The organism is Aggregicoccus sp. 17bor-14 (assembly GCF_009659535.1).
Classification (GTDB): Bacteria; Myxococcota; Myxococcia; order Myxococcales; family Myxococcaceae; genus Aggregicoccus.
This window is the reverse complement of sequence record NZ_VJZZ01000012.1, coordinates 230,065-250,378: the sequence shown is the minus strand read 5'-3', so window position 1 is coordinate 250,378 and position 20,314 is coordinate 230,065. Positions and strand designations below refer to the sequence as shown.

Sequence of the window (20,314 nt, the reverse complement as noted above, 5' to 3'; positions counted from 1 at the left end):
AGCCCACTTCCCTCACCCCCGCCCTCTCCTATCGGGAGAGGGCGGGCTCGCGACGGCCGCGCGGATCTGCTCGAGCGCTGCCGGGTCCTCGAGCGTGGTGAGGTCTCCCGGGTCTCGCCCCTCCGCGAGCGCCTGGATGCTGCGGCGCAGGAGCTTCCCCGAGCGCGTCTTGGGCAGCAGCGTGAGGAAGTGGATGCGCGAGGGCCGCGCGAGGGCTCCGAGCGCGCCCACCACCGTCTCGCACACCTCGCGCTCCAGCCCCTCGCGCGCCTCGGCGGAGGCCGTGCGCGCGGGGTCCTTCACCACCACGAAGCCCTCCACGCGCTGGCCCTTGAGCTCGTCCTGCACGCCCACCATGGCCACCTCCGCCACGGAAGGATGGCCGCTCGCCGCCTCTTCGATCTCGCGCGTGCCGAGCCGGTGCCCTGCGACGTTGATCACGTCATCGGTGCGCCCGAGGATGAAGTAGTACCCGTCCGCATCGCGCGTGGCCCAGTCGAAGGTCGAGTACACCTGCTCCGGGAAGTTCTGGAAGTAGGTCTCCACGAAGCGATCGTCGTGGCCCCACACGGTGGAGGCGCAGCCGGGCGGCAGCGGCGGCACGGCGACGAGCACGCCCTTCTCGCCCACGCCCACCTCGCGCCCCGTCTCCTCGTGCAGCAGCTTGAGGCGGTAGCCCGGCGTCGCGAAGCCCGGCGAGCCGAACTTGCGCGGCAGCTTCTCCACGCCCGGCATGGCGGAGAGGATCGGCCAGCCCGTCTCCGTCTGCCAGTAGTTGTCGATGATCTCCACGCCCAGCGCGCCGCTGATCCACCGCGCCGTCGGCTCGTCCAGCGGCTCACCCGCGAGGAAGAGGTAGCGCAGCGAGCTCACGTCGTACTTCGTGAGGAACGCAGGGTCCTGCCGCTTGAGCACGCGAATCGCGGTGGGCGAGGTGAACATCACGCTCGCGCGCTGCTCGGAGACGATGCGCCACCAGATGCCCGGGTCGGGGCGGATGGGCAGTCCCTCGTAGACCACCGTCGTCATGCCCTGAATCAGGGGCCCGTAGACGATGTACGAGTGGCCCACCACCCAGCCCACGTCCGAGGCGGTGAACATCGTCTCGCCGGGCTGACCGGTGAAGATGTTCTGCATGGACGCGGCGAGCGCCACCGCATAGCCGCCGGTGTCGCGCTGCACGCCCTTGGGGTTTCCGGTCGTGCCCGAGGTGTAGAGGATGTAGCTGGGGTCCGAGGACTCGAGCCACACCACCGGCGCCTGCGCGTCCAGGTGCTTCTCGCGCAGGCCCGCGTAGTCCACGTCCCGTCCCTGCGTGAGCGGGATCTTCGGGTCGAGGCCGCGGTTGACCAGGAGCACGTGGCGCGGGGGCGCGGAGGAGAGGCGGATGCCCTCGTCCACCAGGTGCTTGTAGGGAATGACGCGGCCTGCGCGCATGCCGGCGTCCGCGGTGACGATGACGGTGGGACGCGCATCGTCGATGCGGCGCGAGAGGCTGTGCGCCGCGAAGCCGCCGAAGACGACCGAGTGGATGGCGCCGATGCGCGCGCAGGCGAGCATCGAGAAGAGCGCCTCGGGCACCATGGGCAGGTAGATGAGGACGCGGTCGCCGCGCGAGACGCCGAGCGACTGCAGGACCGCCGCGAAGCGCTGCACCTCGCGGTGCAGCTCGGCGTAGGTGAAGGTGGCCTCCTGCCCCGTCTCGCTCGAGACGTAGACCACCGCCTCCTGAGCCGCGCGCGCGGGCAGGTGCCGGTCCACCGCGTTGTGGCAGAGGTTGGTCTGCCCGCCCACGAACCAGTGCGTGAAGGGGGGCCGGCTGTAGTCGAGGACGCGCTCGTAGGGGCGCTCCCAGTGGATGCGCCGGGCCTCCTCGCCCCAGTAGCCCTCGGGGTCTTCGACGGAACGCCGGTGCAACGCCGCGTACGTGGTCGCCATGGGGACTCCCCGGAGCAGGGTGCTGCCCTCAGGGTGGACCCGGCCCACCCAGGGCCGCAAGGGGCCTCACTCGAGAAGGGGGCCCTCTGGACGAAACCGTCCCCTCTCCCCCTGGGAGAGGGAAAGGGCGAGGGACGCACGTTGTGCGCCGTGCGCCTAGTGGTGCCCGGGAGTCCCGGTCTGCGCCGCCGAGGCAGCTGCCGCGTCCTCCTCCTCGTCGCTCACCGCCTCGGCGGCCGTCGCCACGGCCGCCCCTGCGCGCGTCGACTGCGAGGTCGCTGGCGCCGGTGCCCCCGCCGGAGCCTGCGGCTCGCACACGCAACCCAGGCGGTTCGCGTAGATGACGACCGCCGTCATCCGCAGGCCGAGCTGGGAGCAGTGCTGCTCGCACTGGGCACGCACGCTGGTGTCCAGGTGCATGGAGGAGGAGACCGGCGGCGAGGTCACGCAGCCGCCGAGGAACAGAAGGCCGAGGGCCAGGGGCGCACGCAGGGGCATGCTCGCCGCTCTAGCACCGGCCGGGTCCGCGAGCCGACAGGCCCCTCCTCCGGTCGTACTCCGGGGTGCCCCGGGCTGCACTACGGTGGACGTTCCCACCGTCAGGAGCACGCCCATGCCCGTCCTTCACACCCCGCTCTGCGACCTGCTCGGCCTCCGCGTCCCGCTGCTGCAGTCCGGCATGCTGCGCGTGGCAGGCCCCGCACTGGTGGCGGAGGTCTCGCGCGCCGGTGGCCTGGGCATCCTCGCCGGGCTCTCGCTCCCGCCGGACACCCTGCGCGCGCAGATCCGCGAGGTGCGCCGCCTCACCGACCGACCCTTCGGGGTGAACCTCTGGCTGCACCCGCTGGTGCGCGCGCCCACGCCGCCCGCGCAGCTGCCCGCCCAGGAGGTGCAGCGGGTGCAGGGCAAGCTCAACGCCTTCCGCGCGGAGCTGGGGCTGCAGCCGGTGCAGGGACCTCCGCCGCCCGCGCCCCCGGCGTACATCGACGAGGACTTCGAGGTGCTGGTGGAGGAGCGCGTGCCCGTGTGGAGCGTGGGGCTGGGCGTGCCCTCCGCCGCGCAGGTGGAGCGCTGCCACGCGGCGGGCATCAAGGTGGTGGGCATGGCCGCGAGCGTGGCGGACGCGCGCACGCTGGAGGCGGCAGGAGTGGACGTACTCGTGGCACAGGGCTCGGAGGCCGGCGGGCACCGCTCGACGTGGACGGGCGGCACGCCGCACGAGCGCGCGCTGGTGGGCACGCTCGCGCTGGTTCCCGCGATGGTGGACGCGGTGCGCGTCCCGGTGGTCGCGGCCGGCGGCATCACGGATGGGCGGGGGCTGGTGGCCTCGCTCGCGCTGGGGGCCTCGGGCGTGCTGCTGGGCACCCGCTTCGTGGCGACGCGCGAGTCCGAGGCGCCCGACCTCTGGAAGCAGGCGCTGCTCGCGCGCGGCGCGGACGACACCGTGCTCACCCGCATGGCCTCGGGGCTATGGGGCCGCGCGCTGCGCAACCCGCTGGCCGAGGCCTTCGGCGCAGACGGCATCGCGGGGCTGTCCGGCTACGGCCAGCGCGGCGCCATCCAGGACATCGTGAAGGAGGCGACGGCACGCGGGGACGCGGAGCACTTCCCCCTCTTCGGCGGCCAGGGCGTGGGGCTGATGCACGACGTGCCGGGCGCAGGCGAGGTGGTGGAGCGGATGGTGGCCGAGGCCCAGGCCGTGCTCGCGCGCCTGCGCTGAAGGGCGGCCGCCCGCTAGTCCGCGTCCCAGCGGAAGCGCGCGAGCGCCAGGGAGGCGAACAGGGCGGCGAAGGCGAGCAGCACGCCGGTGGTTCCGAGCGCGCTCGTGAGCCCGAGGCCCCGCCAGGTCATCGCGTCCAGCCCATCCACGGCCCAGCGGGTGGGCATGGCGAGCGTGAGCTTCTGCAGGGCCGCGGGGAACAGGAACGAGGGAAACCACGCGCCGCCGAGCATCACCATCACCAGCACCACGAAGATGGCCATGCCGCGCGCCGCCTGGGGGGTGTGCCCCAGCGCGGCCACCAGCAGCCCGAAGGCCGAGGACATCAGCGCGATCCCCACCGCGACGAGGAAGAAGCCGGGGAGGCTGCCCTCCACGCGCACGCCGAACACCGCCGCCCCGAAGCCGAAGAGCACGAGCAGCACCATCAGCGCGGTGAGCGCGCCGCTCACCAGCCGCGAGAGCAGCAGGGTGCGCCGCGAGAGTGGCGCCGCGCGCAGGCGCCGCCACAGCCCGCGCTGGCGCTCGGTGAGGATGCCGATGCCCGCGTCGGTGGCGGCGAGCAGCACGAACTGCACGCCCATGCCGGCGAAGGAGTGCGAGTACGCGTTGTAGCGGACCTCGCCGGAGGTCACCTCCTCCTCTCGCGCCTCGAAGGGGACGCTGAGCCCGCCGGTGGGGCCTGCCTCAGCGCGGGCTCCGGCGGGCTGGGCGGCCTCGCTCTGCTGCCACGCGAGCACGCTCTTGAGCATCTGCTCGAGCTCGGGGCGCGACTTCCCGTCCTGCTGCAGGCGCGCGAGCGCGTCGCGCACCGGCCCCCCCTGCACCTGGGGGCTGAAGGCGCTCTTGCTCACCGCCTGCATCACGTGCTGCGTGAGGATGCCGCGCACCATGGCCACCTCCGCGCCGTGGGAGGGATCGTAGAGCAGCGTCAGCTCCGGCTTCGTCGCGCCCCCGAAGAAGGCCTGGCCCGCCGCCTCGCCGAAGCGCGCGGGGAGGACCACCGCGACGGGCGTCTTGCCCGCGCGCACCTGCTCGCGCGCCACGGCGCGCTCGGCCCGGGTCACAGCGAGCGCCTTGTCCGAGCCGAGCCCGGCCACCACCTCGCGCGAGAGGGCACTGCCGTCCTCGTCCACCACGAGCAGGGCCACGCGGGGGGTCCCCTCCTTGCCGTGCCCCCCTGTGACGAAGCCCATGAAGGCCGCAAGCGCGAGCGGTACTGCGAAGCTGATGACGAGGCTGCGCCGATCCGAGAGGAAGAGGCGCAGGTCCTTGGCCACGAGGGCTCTGAAGGCGGGGAAGCTCATGAGTCGCGCAGGCTCCTGCCGGTGAGGCCGAGGAAGAGGCTCTCCAGGTTTGGACGCTCGGTGACCAGGTGCGTGTAGCGCCGCCCCTGGGACTGCAGCCACGCGAGCACCCGGGGGGCATCGGCGCCCAGGTCCGCGAGCGTCAGCTGCAGCTGCAGGTCCTCGTGCAGCTCGGCACGCTGCACCCCGGGCAGCGCGCGCAGGTCCTCGAGCCAAGGTCCTGAGCCCGGCGCCTCCAGCTCCAGCGTCATCGCGCAGGCGCCCGCCTGGCGGCGGTGCAGGCCGCGCAGCGTGTCGTCCGCGACCACCTGGCCGCGGTCGATGATGATGACGCGGTCGCACAGGCGCTCCACCTCCTCCATGTAGTGGGTGGTGTAGACGAGCGCGATGCCGCGGGCCCGCAGGGCCTCCAGGTTGTCGAAGATGGCGTTGCGGCTCTGCGGGTCCACGCCCACCGTGGGCTCGTCCAGCAACAGCACGCGCGGCCCGTGCAGCAGCGCCGCGGCCAGGTTCAGCCGTCGCTTCATCCCGCCGCTGAAGGTGCCGGCCTTGTCCCCGGCGCGGTCCGAGAGGCTCACCAGCGCGAGCGCGCTCTCCACCGCCTCGTCCAGCGCGGCGCCCGTCACGCCCTGCAGCGCCCCGAAGAGGCGCAGGTTCGCGCGCGCGGGCAGCTCCTCGTAGAGCGCCAGCTCCTGCGGCACGAAGCCGAGCGTGCGCTTGAGCGGGTCCGTGTCTCCACGGAGCGCCCGCCCCTCCAGTAGCACCTCGCCCCCGTCCGGCTGCAGCAGCCCCACGACCATGGAGAGGGTGGTCGTCTTGCCCGCGCCGTTGGGACCGAGCAGCCCCACGCTCTCGCCCGGGCCCACCTTGAACGAGACGCCATCCACGGCCTTCACCGCGCCGTAGCGCTTCACCAGGCCTCTGACCTCGAGCATCCACCCCTCCTTGCAGCCTCTGCCCTACGCCCGGCGCGGGCCGGGATTGCCGGCGCCACCATCGCATGCCCCCCCCCGCCCTGCCCCAGAGAACGCTGCAATCGCCTTTCCACCGCGGCGTAGGCTCGGACGGACGAAGACGCGAGGAGGCGTTCGATGCGTGCACCGGGCTTTGGCAGCTGGCTGGACGGACTGAAGCAGGACCTGCGCTTCGCCCTGCGCAGCCTCGGCAAGAGCCCGGCCTTCGTAGCGGTCGCGGTGCTGTGCCTCGCCCTCGGCATCGGCGCGAACGCGGCCATCTTCTCGGTGGTGAACGCCGTGCTCCTGCGCCCCCTGCCCTACGCGCAGCCCGAGCGCCTCGTGCGCCTGTACGAGACGCAGCCGGGCCGGGGCGCGAGCTGGACGGGCTCGGTGTCCTGGCCCAACTACCGCGACTGGGTGGAGCAGACGCGCAGCTTCGAGCAGCTCGTCGCGGTGGACGTGCGCAGCAAGAACCTGAGCGGCCCGGACGGCGCCGAGCGCGTGCCCACCACCGCGGCGACCGGCAACCTCTTCGCGCTCGCCGGGGTGCAGCCGCTGCTCGGGCGAACCTTCCTTCCCGGCGAGGACGCGCCGGGCGCCGCGCCCGTGGCCGTGCTGGGCGAGGGGCTGTGGCGCCGGCGCTTCGGCGCGGACCCGGGCGTGCTCGGCCGCAGCATCACCCTGGATGGCACGAGCGTCACCGTGGTGGGGGTGATGCCCGCCACCTTCCGCTTCCTGCCCACCTCGGACGCCGAGCTGTTCGTGCCCTTCGTGCCGAGCGAGCAGGTGGCCACGAGCCGTGGCTCGCACGGCCTCGCGGTGGTGGGGCGGCTCAGGCCGGCAGTGAGCCTCGAGGCCGCGAACACCGAGCTGCGCGAGGTGGCGCGCCGCATCGAGCAGGCGAACCCGGACGCGCAGACCGGCCGCAGCGCCAGCGCGGTGAGCCTCACCCGCACGGTGGTGCAGGGGGTGCAGCCCGCGCTGCTGGTGCTCCTGGGCGCCGTCTTCCTGGTGCTGCTCATCGCGTGTGCGAACGTGGCGAACCTGCTGCTCGCGCGCGGCGCGGGGCGGCAGCACGAGGTGGCGGTGCGGCTCGCGCTGGGGGCGAGCCGCGGGCACATCGTGCGGCAGCTGCTGGTGGAGAGCCTGGTGCTCTCGCTGGGAGGCGCGCTGCTCGGCGTGCTGCTCGCGCACTGGGGGCTGGATGCGCTCGCCTCACTCGCCGAGCGCGCGCTGCCGCGCACCGGGGGCATCGGCCTGGATGGTGGGGTGATGGCGTTCCTGCTCGTGCTCTCGGTGGCGAGCGCGCTGCTCTTCGGGCTCGCCCCGGCGCTGCAGAGCTCGCGCGCGGACCTGCGCGCGAGCCTCAGTGACGGCAGCGGGAAGGCGACGGCCTCCGGGGGGCACAAGCGCTTCCGCAGCGCGCTGGTGGTGGCGGAGCTCGCGCTCTCGCTGGTGCTGCTGGTGGGCGCGGGGCTGCTGGTGCGCGGCTTCGTCGCGCTGCTCAACACGGACCCGGGCCTGCACCCCGAGGGCGTGCTCACGGCGCACCTCGCGCTGCCGCAGGATCGCTACAAGGAGGGCGAGGCGGGCCCGCGGCTGCTCGCCCCCGTGCTCGAGCGCACGCGCGCACTGCCCGGCGTGCAGGGCGCCGCGCTCATCTCCATGCTGCCCATCCAGAGCGCCTGGACCAACGGCAGCTACACCATCGTGGGCGAGGCGCCGCCGCAGGCCGGGCAGGAGCCCATCGCCGAGTACCGCGGCACCAGCCCCGGCTTCTTCGCCACGCTGGGCATCCCGCTGCTCGCGGGCCGCGACTTCACCGAGGCGGACGGCGTGAAGGGCGCGGTGATGCCGGTCATCGTGAACGAGGCGCTCGCGCGCCGGCACTTCGGCGGCCAGGAGGCGATTGGAAAGCAGCTGCGGGTGGGGGACACGCTCGCCCAGGTGGTGGGCGTGGTGGGCAACGTGCACCAGGCGGGGCTGCACCTCGCGCCGCTCGCGGAGATCCACATCCCCTACAACCATCCGGAGCTCTCGGGCTGGCTCAACGACATGACCCTGGTGGTGAAGAGCGCGCTGCCCCCGGACTCGCTCGCCGCGAGCTTGCGCCAGGTGGTGCGCAGCGTGGATGCGGACCAGCCCCTCTACCAGGTGCAGACGATGCAGGAGGTCATCGAGCGCTCGGTGGCCAACCGCCGCCTCACCCTGCTGCTGCTCGGCAGCTTCGCGGTCATCGCGCTGGTGCTCGCGGCGGCCGGGCTCTACGGCGTCATCTCGTACCTGGTCGCTCAGCGCACCCGGGAGCTGGGCATCCGCATGGCGCTGGGCGCGCAGGCCGGGGACGTGGTGCGCTTGGTGATGCGTCAGGGTGCGGGGCTCACGCTGTGGGGGATTGGCCTGGGGATCGCGGGCGCGCTCGCGCTCTCGAGGCTGGTGGAGAGCCTCGTGTACGGCGTGAGCGCGAGAGACCCGGTGACCTTCGCGGGGCTCGCGCTCGTGCTCGCGGGCATCTCGCTCCTCGCCTCGTGGCTGCCTGCCCGGCGCGCGGCGAGGGTGGACCCGGTGCTCGCGATCAAGGCCGAGTAGCGGCGCTACAGCTTGCGCTCCCAGGTCTGGCTCACCAGCGGCTTGCCGAAGTTCGGCTGGGGCTCCGAGTGGATGAGCACGAAGCCCGCCGCCTCGTAGATGCGGCGCGCAGAGACGAGCACGTCGTTCGTCCACAGGGTCAGCTTGCGGTAGCCCACCTGGCGCGCGAAGCGGATGCACTCCTCCACCAGGCGCGCGCCCACGCCGTGGCCCCGCGCGGAGGGCTCCACCAGCAAGAGGCGCAGCTTCGCCACCGTGTCGCTCTTGCGCACGCAGAACACCGAGCCCACGGGAGCGCCGTCCATCTCGGCAATCCAGCAGCGCTCGCGCTTGGGGTCGTGGTGCGCGACGAACTCTCCCACGATGCCGGCGACCAGCCCCTCGAAGCGCTCGTCCCAGCCGTAGTTCTGCGCGTAGAGCGCGCCGTGGCGCTGCACCACCCAGCCGAGGTCCCCGGGCTGCGGGGGACGCAGGATGAAGGGCGCGCGGCGCAAGGGTGCGGGTTGCAGCAACTCCTCGACCGTGCGCATCGCCTCGACGAGCCGCTCGCGCTGGGCGGGCGTGAGGCGCGCGAGCATCTCGCCCACCTCGTGCGCCGAGCGTGCGTTGATGACCGCGAAGGCCTGCTGTCCCTTGCGCGTGAGCGTGAGCTCGCTCTTGCGCGCATCCTCTTGCGAGCGCTCCTTGCGCAGGAGCCCCTGCTGCTCGAAGCCGCGCAGGATGCGGCTCAAGTAGCCCGCGTCCAGCCCCAGCTCCCGCCCCAGCTCCACCGCCGAGGTGCGCTCGCGCTGCGCGAGTTCGTAGAGGACCCGGCCCTCCGAGAGCGAGAAGGCGCTGCCCAGCAGCTGGCGCTGAAGCACCCCCATCCGCTGCGTGTAGAAGCGGGTGAAGCGGCGGACGGACTCGACCTGGGAAGGGGCAGGCATGTTGGATGCCAGCGTCAAGCACATTGCTTGACGGAGTCAACCAATTCCCCTTCGCCAGCTATCTCCTCGCCGACAGCAAGACGAGCAGGCCAAAGCAGCAGATGAGCAGATTGACGTTCCGGAGCCTCCTCACGGCCCGCCAGGCACGTCCCACGGGTCGGCCTTGCGACGCCATCCAGGCCCAGTACTGGTCCTCCAGGTAGCCCGGCGAACCCGCAAGGAGGGGGTCGTACGGCACGTCTTTCCTCCATAGGACGACGGCCAGGGTGGCCCGGAACAGGACCTCGCTCGCGAGGGCGAGCCCGAACCAGCACACGAGCACAGCGCGGAAAGTTCCCATGGTCAGCCCTCCGCTGCAGTCCGGGGTCGCCGATGCAGCAGGCCGAGCGCCAGATGCCGATCCACATCGAAGTGGCGCCCACGCGTGCGGTACAAACGCCTACCCTTCATGATCGCCCCGCCCCGCGCCTTCCGACGCCGCCTCCTCACGGTGATGCTCATCACCGGGTTGGTGCCGCTGCTCGTGCTCGGCTGGGTGGGGCAGCAGGCGCTCTCGGATTTGCTCTCGATCTCGGTAGCGCCGGTGGAGGGCGTGCTGGAGCGCGTGTCCGCAGACCTCGCGAGGGAGGGGCGGTCGACGCAGGAGATACGCGAGGCACGCCTGCACCTCGCGCAGGCAGAGCTCGCGCGCCGGGCGCTGGTCGCACGGGTCCCGCTGTGGGCCGGGGCCGTGGTGCTCACCGCGGCGCTCGCGCTCGCAACCGCGGCGCTGGTGCTTGGCCGGGCGCTCACCCGTCCCGTTGAGACGCTGACGCGCGGCATGGAGGCGTTCTCCCGAGGAGACCTCGCGCACGCGCTCCCTGCGCCCACGAAGCCGCGCGACGAGCTGGACTTCCTGCTGCTGCAATTCAACCAGATGGGCGAGGAGCTGCGCCTGCAGCGCGAGCGCCTCACCGCCGCGGTGCAGGTCGCCGCCTGGCAGGACGTGGCGCGCGCGCTCGCCCACGAGCTGAAGAACCCCCTCACCGCGATGCGCCTCTCGCTCGCGCGCCTCGCCCGCCCCGAGGCCCCGCTGCCGCCCGCCCAGGCCGAGGCCCTGACCCTGCTGCAGGACGAGGTGGAGCTGCTCCTGCGCATGACCCAGAGTTTCAGCACCTTCGCGCGTCTTCCCGCCCCGCGCTTCGCACCCGTGTCGCTGCGTCCCCTCCTCGAGGACGTGTGCCGCCTCTACCGCGAGCAGGGCCCCGTCGCGGTGGAGCTCACTCCCGGCCCCGACGCCCAGCTGCAGGCGGACGCAGACGGTCTGCGCCGGCTCTTCGGCAACCTCGTGAAGAATGCCGCCGAGGCCACGCCCACAGGCGCTGCGCCCGTGCGCGTGAGCTTCGAGCCCGACGGCGTCCGCGTGCGCGTGAAGGTGGAGGACGCAGGGCCCGGCGTCCCCGGCATCCTCGAGGGCGCTGCCCTCACCCGCGGCCTCTTCAGCACGAAGCCCGGCGGCAGCGGCCTCGGGCTGCCCATCGCCCAGAAGATTGCGCAGGAGCACGGGGCCACGCTGCGGCTGCTGCCGCGCGAGGGGGGAGGTACGGTGGCCCTCGTCGAGCTGCCCCGGCTGGAGAGCCCCACCCCATGACCTCCCACGCGCCCCGCATCCTCCTCGTGGACGACGACGCGAACGTGCTGCGCGCGCTGCGCGGCCTGCTCGCGGACGAGGGCTTCAGCACCTTGGAGGCCGCGAGCGCCGCCGAGGCCCGCGTGCTGCTCGAGCGTGAGTCCCCTGCGCTGATGCTCCTGGACCTGCGCATGCCGCAGGAGACGGGGCTGCAGCTGCTCGAGCGCCTGGGCAAGCCGCTGCCCCTGCCCGTCGTGGTCCTCAGTGGCGAGGCCTCCCCGGCCGAAGCCGTGGAGGCCCTGCGCCTCGGGGCGACGGACTTCGTGGAGAAGCCGCCCGCGCCCGAGCGCCTGCTCACGGCGCTGCGCAACGCGCTCTCGCTGTGGGAGCTCGCCCAGGAGCGCGAGCGGCTGCAGGCGGCGCTTGCGCGGCCCGGGCACCTCGTGGGCGAGAGCCCGGCGATGGAGGCCCTGCGCAAGCTCATCGCGCAGGTGGGCCCGAGCACGTCCCCCGTGCTCATCACCGGCGAGACGGGCACGGGCAAGGAGCGCGTCGCGCGTGCACTGCACTTGGCCAGCGGGCGCAACGGCCGCTTCGTCGCGGTCAACTGCGCGGCCATCCCCACGCACCTGCTGGAGAGCGAGCTCTTCGGCCACGAGAAGGGGGCCTTCAGCGGCGCGACGGCGCGGCACGCGGGGCGCTTCGAGCAGGCGCACGGGGGCACGCTGCTGCTGGACGAGATCGGCGACATGCCGCTCGAGCTGCAGGCGAAGCTGCTGCGCGTCCTCGAGACCCGCGAGGTGGAGCGCCTCGGCGGCAGCCGCCCGGTGCCGGTGGACGTGCGCGTGCTCGCGGCGACGCACCAGGGGCTGCCCGCGGCGGTGGCGGCGGGGCGCTTCCGGCAGGACCTCTTCTTCCGCCTCAACGTGCTGCCCCTGCACCTGCCCCCGCTGCGCGAGCGCCCCGAGGACCTGCTTCCGCTCGCGCGCGCGTTCGCCGCAGAGCTCGCCGGCCCCTCCGTCCCGCTCGAGCTCGCCCCTGGCGCGGAGGCCGCCCTGCGCGCCTACGCATGGCCGGGCAACGTGCGCGAGCTGCGCAACTTCCTCGAGCGCCTCAACCTCCTGCGCGCGGGCGGCCCCCTGCGCCTCACCCCCGAGTCCGTCTCCTCGCTGCAGGGCCCTGCGGCCGCTCCGTCCCCTTCCCTCCCCGCGCCCCTCCTGGACGGCCGGCCCTACCGCGAGCAGGTGGAGGACTTCGAGCGCGCCCTGTTGCGCGCGGCCCTCGCGCAAGGGGGCAGCATCGCCGCCGCCGCGCGCCTGCTGCAGGTGGACCGGGGCAACCTCCACCGCCGCCTGAAGGCGCTCGGCGTGGAGCCCGGGCCGGAGCGCTGATGTGTCTTTCACATCGCCTCCCCCACATCGCGATGTGACTTCGACACGCCCCGGGCACACTGTGCCCCGTCGTTCCGGGCACTTGGCCCGCGCTGCCCGCTGGCCTGCCCCGTGCTCTTGCGTCCTGCCATGAACCGACGACTTCTCCCCCTGCTTCTGCTCTCCCTCCCCGCCTTCGCCCAGGCGCCCGACGCCGGCACCGCCGCCCCACCCGCGGCCGAGGCCCCGGCTGCCCCCGATGCCGGCACGCCGCCGGAGGCCGCCGCCCCGGCATGCATCGAGCCGGCCGACGAGGAGCTCGCCGAGGTGCTCGCCCCCGCCGAGCTGAGCGTGGGTGGCCAGACGCGCGAGGTGACGCGCCTGGAGCTGCACGGGCTCGAGCGCCTCCCGGAGGCCGACGTGCGCAGGCTCGCATACCTCCCCGCGCAGGGCCCGCTCTCGGCGGAGGCGGCGCGCGCGGGGCTGCTGCGGCTCGCGCGCACGGGGCTCTTCCGCCACATCCAGCCGCGGCTGCAGGTGAGCGAGGGCGGCGAGGCGGTGCTGCAGGTGCAGCTGCAGGAGCAGCCCTACGTGAAGCGCGTGCACTTCACGGGGATGCGCGAGGTGGCGCCGCACGAGCTCTTGCGCGACATGTTCCCCTCGCCTCCGGACGAGGACGATGACGACGGCGAGACGACGGTGCACGTGCGCAGCTCGCCGCGCGGCGGGGTGCAGGTGACCACGCGCGAGCGCTGCCCCGCGCCGGTGCCGCCGCGCGCACTGCTCGCACGCTACGAGAACGACGACCTGCGTCCCGGTCTCGCCTGGGGCGGAATTCCGCGCGCGCTCGAGCGGGCCCTGGCCACGCTGCGCCACGAGGGCTACCTGCTCGCCTCGCTCGAGGCGGAGCTGCGCCCGGACGGGCTGCTCGAGGTCACGGTGGACGAGGGTCGCATCGAAGACGTGGAAGTGCGGGGAGTCGCGCCCGAGATGGTGCCGCGGGTGAAGGACGCGCTGGGGCTGAAGTCCGGGGACGTGTTCCTGCGCAGCACCTCGCGCTCGGCGGCGCAGCGCGTGGAGGCGCAGCTGCCCTTCCTCGAGCTGCGCGACGTGGAGCGCAAGGCCCGCCCGCAGGTGCGCTTTCGCGAGGAGGCTGCGGCCGGAGGCACGACGCGCTACCGCCCGGTGGAGCTGACGCCCGAGGAGCGCGAGCGCGCGCCCGAGGAGCACGAGGTGGAGCTGAGCCTCGGGGCGCTCTCGGACTGGTGGAACGACGAGGTGCGCCGCGGCCACGAGGAGGGCATCACCACCGAGGGCCGCAAGGTGGTGGTGCACCTGCGCCCGCGCCGCCCCGAGGTGGACCTGGGGCTCCTGCCGGTGCACACGCAGGTGACGGGCTTCGCGCCGGGGCTCTCGGGCAGCGTGACGGTGTGGGACCCGAAGGACCGCGCGCACCTCACCCTGGATGCGGCGCTCTTCATCCCACTGCGGCTCGGCGGGCAGAAGGTGCCCGGAGACCCGGACCAGACCTCGGAACAGCGCCGGCTCAACGTGCTGGGGGGCGTGAAGGCGCGCGTGTCGCGGCTGCACCTGGCGGAGGTGGGCGTGCAGGCGCACGACTTCATCGACACGCAGGACCGCTGGCGCCTCGGGGACTTCGACTCCTGGTTCTACTCCGCGCTCATCAACCGCCCCGACCGCGAGTACTTCCGGCGCACGGGCTTCGCGGTCTTCGCGACGGAGCAGCTCGGCAAGGGGCTGTACGCGGGGCTCGAGTACCGGCGCGATGCGCAGGGCTCGCTCGTGTCCATGGACCCGCCGCTCTCGCTCTTCGACCGCGACGACGGCCCCTTCGTCAACACGCCGGCGCTCGAGGGGCGCATGGCCTCGGTGGTGGCGCGGCTCGAGTACGCGAGCGACGCGCCGGAGGTGCAGCGCGTGGGCTCGCTCTTCCGCCGGCCCGAAGTGTCCCTCCTGAAGCAGGACTGGCCGAAGGAGGTCGCCCTGCGCAGCCTGCTCACCCTCGAGGTGGGCGTGCCCGGGCTGGGCGGCGACTCGCAGTTCGAGTTCTGGAAGCTGGTGAGCGACAACACGCTGTACCTGCCGGTGAACGACGACCAGGACGGGCTGCGGGTGCGTGCGCGCGGCGCCGGGGGCCATGACCTGCCTGCGCAGAAGCAGGAGGGGCTCGGCGGGTGGAACGCGCTGCGCGGCTACGACTTCAAGGAGCTGCGCGGGGACACGTCGCTGCTCTTCAGCGCCGAGTACCAGTGGGGCTTCTTCGGCATCTTCACGGACGTGGGCATGGTGCACGCGCCCGCCGCTGGCTGGTCGGACGCGAAGCTGGGCCTGGGCGCGAGCCTCCACCTGGGCGACGAGGTGGAATTCTCGGCCGCGTGGCGCACGGACGAGCGCGCGGAGGCGGCGCCCACGGTGCGTCTGCTCTGGGTGAGGACGTTCTGAGCGAGGTGGTTCTGATCAGAGGGGAGACACGGCGGGAGCACCGTCCCCTCTCCCTCTGGGAGAGGGTCGGGGTGAGGGATGTCCGCCTCCTCACCACGCTCCTCGCGCTCACCCTCGTCACGCCTGCGCATGCCGAGGAGCCACACGTCACCTGCACTGCGCAGCGCACGGGCACGCGCGTGCTCGTGCGTCCCGAAGCGCGCGCCTTCATCGACGCGGAGCTGGACCGGCTCTTGCGCCTCGGGCTCGCGGGGCGCCTGGAGGTAGGCCTCGTCCTGCTGCGCCGCCGCCCCGCGTGGTTCGACGCGCGGCTCGCGGAGCAGCACCTGACCGAGGTGCTGCGCTTCGACGAGTCCACGGGGCGCTACGAGCTCTCGGGGCGTCCGCTCTCCGAGGGCCCTGCGGCGCTGCAGCTCGAGCGCGCGGCGCTGGAGCTCGAGTCCCCTCCCGCGCCGGACGCGGTGCTCGAGGTGGAGCTCGACGTGCGGCTGCAGGTCGTGACGCGCGCGAGCCTGGGGCGCATGGCCAGCTGGCTCACGCAGAGCGAGACGCGCTCGGCAGTGACGGAGAACCTGCTGCGCACGGTGGCGGACGACCTGCAGCGCCGCGCGCGGGCGCGCTGCCGCGTGCAACCGGGTCCTCCTTCTCCCCCTGGGAGAGGGTCCGGGTGAGGGAGCCGGGCTTCACCGACGCCACTCGAGCCCGAGGGCCACGGAGGGCCCCCCGAGGTCGCGCGCGTTGTCGGTGAGCGCCACGTAGCCCACGCTGCCGGTGAGCAGCAGGCTGCCCGGGCCTCCGGTGCCCTGGAGGAAGGTTCGGATGCCCACCTCGCCGAAGCCGAAGCCGCTGCGGCCGCCGCCGCCCGCGCCGAAGAGGGAGAAGCGCGTGGTGACGGGCAGCTGCAGCTCGCCGCGCCCCGAGCCGAAGACGAACTGGTTCGAGCGGGAGAGGATGGAGGAGCTCCACTCGAGGTGCAGGCCGTCCAGCGCACCGAGCCGCAGCAGCTGCTGCACGCCGAAGCCCGAGTCCTTCTGGCACTGCTCGCCGAGGTCCTCCCCCATCGGGCCGTAGGTCGGGTAGCACTGGGTGAGCTCCTGGCCGAACAGCGCCGAGGCGCCGAGCCCCACCTCCAGGACGTCCGAGGTGTAGGTCGCCGCGACGAAGGCCACTCCCGGCGTGTGCCGGTCGCCCGTGCCCAGCCCCACCCCCACGGGCTCGAGCCGCGCGTGCAGCGTCACCGGCAGCTCCGCGAGCCGGTAGGCGACGAAGAGGTCGGCGAGCACGCCGCCCGCCCGCGCGTTGTTCCCCGAGGCCGTGGTCGCATCGAGCGCGAGGAAGGGCCGCGCGTGGAAGCCGAAGCGCATGCGGTAGTCGGGCCCGGGCGGCGCGATGAGCCGCGCCGTCGCGGGTGCGGAGGTGGGCTCTGCACGGTCACCGACCTGCGCCCGCTCCCCGCGACCCAGGCGCGCCACGGCATCGCGCTCGCGCACGTCCACCACCTCGAGCACCGCCTCACGGCCGCGCGACGCTTCCACCAGAGGGACGATGCGCACGCGCGCGCCCTCGGCGAGCCCGAGGTTGCGCCCGCCCGAGAGCGTCACGTCGCCGCCCTGCACCGCGGTGACGCTGAGCCCCATCGGCGCCACCGGGGCAGTGCCGGGAGCTGCGGCCGGAGGCGCCCCGGGGGCGCCCGCCACCGCGCCGGGGGCCGCAGGAGCGCTCGCCACCGGCAGGGGTGCGGAGAGGGCGCGCGCGAGCGTGGTGGGCTCGGGCGCCTCCGGAGAGGCGAGCGTGAACGCGTGCGCCTCCTCGCGCAGCTCCACGGCGAGCAGTGACTCCCCCGCGAGCACGAGCCGCACGAAGTGGCGGCCCTCCTCGAGGCGGCGCACGAGACGCGGCGGCGAGGCCGAGAGGTCGATGACCGCGATGCCGCCGCGCTCGAGCGCGACGTACGCGAGCGTCTCTCGCACGGCGCTGTCGGTGACGGGACCCAGGCCCAGCGTCTCCGCGGCGCGTGCAGGAGGAAGGGTGGGCGACTGCGCAAGGAGGGAGGCCGCGAGGAGCAGCGGAAGGAGCATGGCTTCCGTATAGCCCGAACTGCCCTTCTCCCCTGAGCGACGCGTGCCGCAGGCCTCCGGGACCTGCGGCACGATCGCCTTCGCGTGCTTGCAGCGGGCTTCCGCGGCACGGGCGCTCCCCTCGGCCGCATTGCACCGCGGCTTCGGCTCACATACGCGTGACGCAGGACTCCGCGCGATGCCCCCCTCCACCCAGCTCACCCGCTCGCTGTACCTCCGCGCGCTCGGACTCGTGTTCCTCTGTGCCTTCGCCTCGCTCGCGGTGCAGGTGGACGGGCTCATCGGCAGCCACGGCATCGCGCCCGCAGAGCGGCTCTTCGCCTTCGCGCATGCGCAGCTCACCTTCGCGCAGCTGCCCTCGGTGTTCTGGCTCGGCGCCTCGGATGCGGCGCTGCACGCGGCCTGCTGGGGTGGCGCGGCGCTCTCGGTGCTGCTCGTCGCGGGGGTGGCTCCGCGCCCCGTCCTCGTGGCGCTCTGGGCGCTCTACCTCTCGCTGATGGGCGCAGGCAGCGTCTTCCTGCAGTTCCAGTGGGACGCGCTGCTGGTGGAGACGGCCGCGCTCTCGGTGCTCTTCGCGCCGTGGAGCTGGCGACTCCGGCACGACCGGCCGCAGACGGAGAACCGCGCGGGGCTGTGGCTGCTGCGCCTGCTGCTGTTCCGGCTGATGTTCAGCTCGGGCCTGGTGAAGCTGCTGAGCGGAGACCCCACCTGGCGCTCCTTCCGCGCGATGGACTTCCACTACTGGACCCAGCCGCTGCCCGGGCCGCTCAGCGCCTTCGCCCACTTCCAGCCGCGCGGGGTGCACACCGCGGAGGCGGTGGCGATGTTCCTCGTCGAGCTGGTGGTGCCCTTCTTCATCTTCGCGCCGCGCCGGCTGCGCCTCGCCGCCTTCGTGCCGCTCGCGGGGCTGCAGGGGATGATCCTCACCACCGGCAACTACGGCTTCTTCAACCTGCTCACCCTGGTGCTCTGCCTCACCCTGCTCGACGACGCGGCCCTGCAGCGCTTCCTGCCCCGGGGCCTGCTGCAGCCGGCTGCACCGCCGCGGCCCGCGCCGCGCTGGCGCCGCGTGTCAGCCGGAGTGCTGGCCGCGCTGCTCGCGGCGCTCGGGGTGGGAGAGCTCGTCGAGCGCGTGGGCGTCGGGCCCTTCGTCCCCGAGCGCGCGCGGGGCCTCGGGCTGGTGAGCAGCTACGGCCTCTTCGCCGTGATGACCACCACGCGCTCGGAGATCCTCCTCGAGGGCAGCGCGGACGGCACGGCGTGGAGGCCCTACGAGTTCCGCTACAAGCCGGGGCGCCTCGATCGCACGCCACCCTTGCTGCTCGGGCACATGCCGCGGCTCGACTGGATGATGTGGTTCGCGGCACTGGGAGACTGCGGCTCCAGTCGCTGGCTGCTGGAGCTGCAGGCGGGGCTCTTGGGTGGAGACTCGGCCGCAGCGTCCCTCTTCGCCGCGAACCCCTTCCCCACCGCCCCGCCGCGCTACCTGCGCACCACGGCCTGGCAGTACCGCTTCAGCACGCCCGCGGAGCGCCGCGAGGGTGCGCCCTTCTGGTCGCGCGAGCCCGCGGGGCCCTTCTGCCCGGAGCTGCAGCTCGTGGACGGTCACCTGGAGGAAGTGGAGCCCTGATTAGGGTGAGGGATTGCAGCTCAGTGCGCCGCGGGCTCGCGCGGCTCGCGCACGGGCGAAGGCAGCGTGCGCTCCACCTTCTTGCGCAGCAGGCGCTTCGTCTGGATCTCCTCCTCCTCGGTGCGCTGGCGCCGGCGCACCAGGCCCTGGGTCTCGTCCACGAACCAGAAGACGACGCGGAAGAAGGCCGCGATGACGGCGACGAGAATGGAAGACAGGAACCAGCGCGCCACGGCGCCCACCCAGCCGCCCACCGCGACGTCGATGCCGTAGGTGTTCGTCAGCGGTACCAGCGCGAAGGCGAAGTAGTGCGAGACGCAGTAGGGACAGGAGACGAGGTAGCCGAAGAAGGTGTCCTTGCCGCCGAGCCGCTCGCGCACGGGAGCGAAGATGCGCTCCTTCGCGACGGTCTGGGACATGCCCATCACCACCGCCGACACTGCGAGGAGCTGGAACGTGTTCACCATGGCCACAAGGTGGAGCGACCCGCGCCAGGATGCCCGCCCCCCTGCCCCGCCCCGCGCTGGGCAGCCAGGCAGCCAGGCCGTTGCCCGCCCGTCGTGCGGCGTCCCTGCGCCCCGCGCCACCCGGACGGCGGGCCCGGCGCCCCTGGCCGAATCGCCTCCGACCGGTTAGACGTGGCCTTCCCGATGGCTGCCCTCTCCACCCAGGCCCCGAATCTCGCCCCCGTGTCCGTCGCGCCGATGATGGACTGGACGGACCGGCACTGCCGCTACTTCCACCGCCTCATCAGCCGCCGCGCGCTGCTCTACACGGAGATGGTGACCACGGGCGCCATCCTGCACGGCGACCGCGAGCGGCTCCTGGGCTTCAGCCCGGAGGAGCACCCGGTGGCCCTGCAGCTGGGGGGCTCGGACCCCGCCGCCCTCGCCGAGAGCGCGCGCGTGGGCGAGGCCTGGGGCTACGACGAGGTGAACCTCAACGTGGGCTGCCCCAGCGACCGCGTGCAGTCGGGGCGCTTCGGCGCGTGCCTCATGGCCGAGCCCGAGCTGGTGGCCCGCTGCGTCGCCGCCATGCGCGAGGCCGTGAAGGTGCCCGTGACGGTGAAGAGCCGCATCGCCATCGACGACATGGAGGAGTGGCCCACGCTCGAGCGCTTCGTGCGCACGGTGGCCGCCGCCGGCTGCACCCGCTTCATCGTCCACGCGCGCAAGGCGTGGCTGCAGGGCTTGAGCCCGAAGGAGAACCGGGACGTGCCCCCGCTTCGCTACGAGCTCGTGTACCGGCTGAAGCAGGAGCGGCCCGAGCTGGACATCAGCATCAACGGCGGCGTGAAGACGCTCGAGGCCACCGAGGAGCACCTGCGCCACGTGGACGGGGTGATGATCGGCCGCGCGGCGTACGAGAGCCCGTACCTCCTCGCGGAGGTGGACCGCCGCTTCTACGGCGACGAGACGCCCGTGCGCACGCGCCACGAGGTGGTGCAGGCGATGCTCCCCTACGTGGAGCAGCAGCGCAGCCGCGGCGCACCGCTGGGCGCGATGACGCGGCACATGCTCGGGCTCTTCGGGGGGCTCGCCGGAGCGCGCGCGTTCCGGCGGCATCTCAGTGAGAACGCGCACAAGAAGGGCGCGGGACCCGAGGTGCTGGAGGCCGCGCTCGCGCAGCTGCGGCCAGCGGTCGAGGCGGCCTGACGCAGGGCGCCACCCGTTTCACCGTTTATTCTGAGAGGTCGGCTTGCGGGCGAGCGCGGGGGCGTGGGATGTC

Annotated in this window: 15 protein-coding genes; 8 read left to right on the top strand and 7 right to left on the bottom strand. The window is 73.4% G+C overall.

All coding sequences use genetic code 11. The features are described 5' to 3' along the window. Positions 1-12: 12 nt before the first annotated feature. Complete coding sequence (locus FGE12_RS22460) at positions 13-1,938, bottom strand: propionate--CoA ligase (RefSeq protein WP_153868596.1); 1,926 nt, start codon at positions 1,936-1,938, stop codon at positions 13-15. 156 nt (positions 1,939-2,094) lie between these two features. Continuing rightward, positions 2,095-2,436 carry a hypothetical protein gene (locus FGE12_RS30090; protein WP_194798166.1) on the bottom strand — a complete coding sequence of 114 codons (342 nt, stop codon included), beginning with the start codon at positions 2,434-2,436 and terminating at the stop codon, positions 2,095-2,097. Positions 2,437-2,551: 115 nt separating this feature from the next. Here FGE12_RS30090 and FGE12_RS22450 point away from each other — a divergent pair, with 115 nt between their 5' ends. Next, entirely contained in the window at positions 2,552-3,658 is a 1,107-nt protein-coding gene (locus FGE12_RS22450) for a nitronate monooxygenase family protein (protein WP_194798165.1), read from the top strand. Between the two features lie 14 nt (positions 3,659-3,672). Here FGE12_RS22450 and FGE12_RS22445 read toward each other — a convergent pair whose 3' ends face one another. Both FGE12_RS22445 and FGE12_RS22440 read right to left on the bottom strand, forming a co-directional pair. Further along, positions 3,673-4,965 (bottom strand): ABC transporter permease, encoded by a 1,293-nt coding sequence (locus FGE12_RS22445; RefSeq protein WP_153868593.1) that lies wholly within the window; start codon positions 4,963-4,965, stop codon positions 3,673-3,675. Next, a complete protein-coding gene (locus FGE12_RS22440; RefSeq protein ID WP_153868592.1) occupies positions 4,962-5,900 on the bottom strand; it encodes an ABC transporter ATP-binding protein in 939 nt (312 codons plus the stop codon). Before FGE12_RS22440 ends, FGE12_RS22445 begins: the two co-directional genes overlap by 4 nt. Positions 5,901-6,056: 156 nt before the next feature. Here FGE12_RS22440 and FGE12_RS22435 point away from each other — a divergent pair, with 156 nt between their 5' ends. Beyond that, on the top strand, positions 6,057-8,510 hold the full coding sequence (locus FGE12_RS22435) for an ABC transporter permease (protein WP_153868591.1): 2,454 nt from the start codon (positions 6,057-6,059) through the stop codon (positions 8,508-8,510). A gap of 5 nt (positions 8,511-8,515) precedes the next feature. On the opposite strand, the gene FGE12_RS22430 is transcribed toward FGE12_RS22435, so the two are convergent. After that, positions 8,516-9,436, bottom strand: a complete 921-nt coding sequence (locus FGE12_RS22430) for a helix-turn-helix domain-containing GNAT family N-acetyltransferase (RefSeq protein ID WP_153868590.1) — start codon at positions 9,434-9,436, stop codon at positions 8,516-8,518. A gap of 448 nt (positions 9,437-9,884) precedes the next feature. Between FGE12_RS22430 and FGE12_RS22425 the strand changes: the two genes are divergently transcribed. The 4 genes from FGE12_RS22425 to FGE12_RS22410 all read left to right on the top strand — a co-directional run bounded on the left by FGE12_RS22425 (position 9,885) and on the right by FGE12_RS22410 (position 15,549). Further along, positions 9,885-11,066 (top strand): HAMP domain-containing sensor histidine kinase, encoded by a 1,182-nt coding sequence (locus FGE12_RS22425; protein WP_153868589.1) that lies wholly within the window; start codon positions 9,885-9,887, stop codon positions 11,064-11,066. Beyond that, entirely contained in the window at positions 11,063-12,436 is a 1,374-nt protein-coding gene (locus FGE12_RS22420) for a sigma-54 dependent transcriptional regulator (RefSeq protein WP_153868588.1), read from the top strand. The genes FGE12_RS22425 and FGE12_RS22420 overlap by 4 nt, the downstream gene beginning before the upstream one ends. Before the next feature lie 129 nt (positions 12,437-12,565). Continuing rightward, positions 12,566-14,878: a BamA/TamA family outer membrane protein gene (locus FGE12_RS22415; RefSeq protein WP_153868587.1), complete on the top strand. Its 2,313-nt coding sequence runs from the start codon at positions 12,566-12,568 to the stop codon at positions 14,876-14,878. Between the two features lie 71 nt (positions 14,879-14,949). Then, the gene (locus tag FGE12_RS22410; RefSeq protein ID WP_194798164.1) at positions 14,950-15,549 is read left to right on the top strand and encodes a hypothetical protein; all 600 of its coding nucleotides are present in this window, start codon (positions 14,950-14,952) and stop codon (positions 15,547-15,549) included. Positions 15,550-15,561: 12 nt separating this feature from the next. Here FGE12_RS22410 and FGE12_RS22405 read toward each other — a convergent pair whose 3' ends face one another. Next, positions 15,562-16,956, bottom strand: coding sequence for a hypothetical protein (locus tag FGE12_RS22405; protein WP_153868586.1), 1,395 nt, complete (start codon positions 16,954-16,956; stop codon positions 15,562-15,564). A gap of 178 nt (positions 16,957-17,134) precedes the next feature. On the opposite strand from FGE12_RS22405, the gene FGE12_RS22400 reads away from it, so the two are divergent. Continuing rightward, positions 17,135-18,586 carry a lipase maturation factor family protein gene (locus FGE12_RS22400; protein ID WP_153868585.1) on the top strand — a complete coding sequence of 484 codons (1,452 nt, stop codon included), beginning with the start codon at positions 17,135-17,137 and terminating at the stop codon, positions 18,584-18,586. Between the two features lie 20 nt (positions 18,587-18,606). Here the strand turns inward: FGE12_RS22400 and FGE12_RS22395 are convergent, their stop codons facing one another. Next, entirely contained in the window at positions 18,607-19,005 is a 399-nt protein-coding gene (locus FGE12_RS22395) for a hypothetical protein (protein WP_228530987.1), read from the bottom strand. Positions 19,006-19,236: 231 nt separating this feature from the next. On the opposite strand from FGE12_RS22395, the gene dusA reads away from it, so the two are divergent. Further along, complete coding sequence (dusA, locus tag FGE12_RS22390) at positions 19,237-20,241, top strand: tRNA dihydrouridine(20/20a) synthase DusA (protein ID WP_153868583.1); 1,005 nt, start codon at positions 19,237-19,239, stop codon at positions 20,239-20,241. Positions 20,242-20,314: the final 73 nt, after the last annotated feature.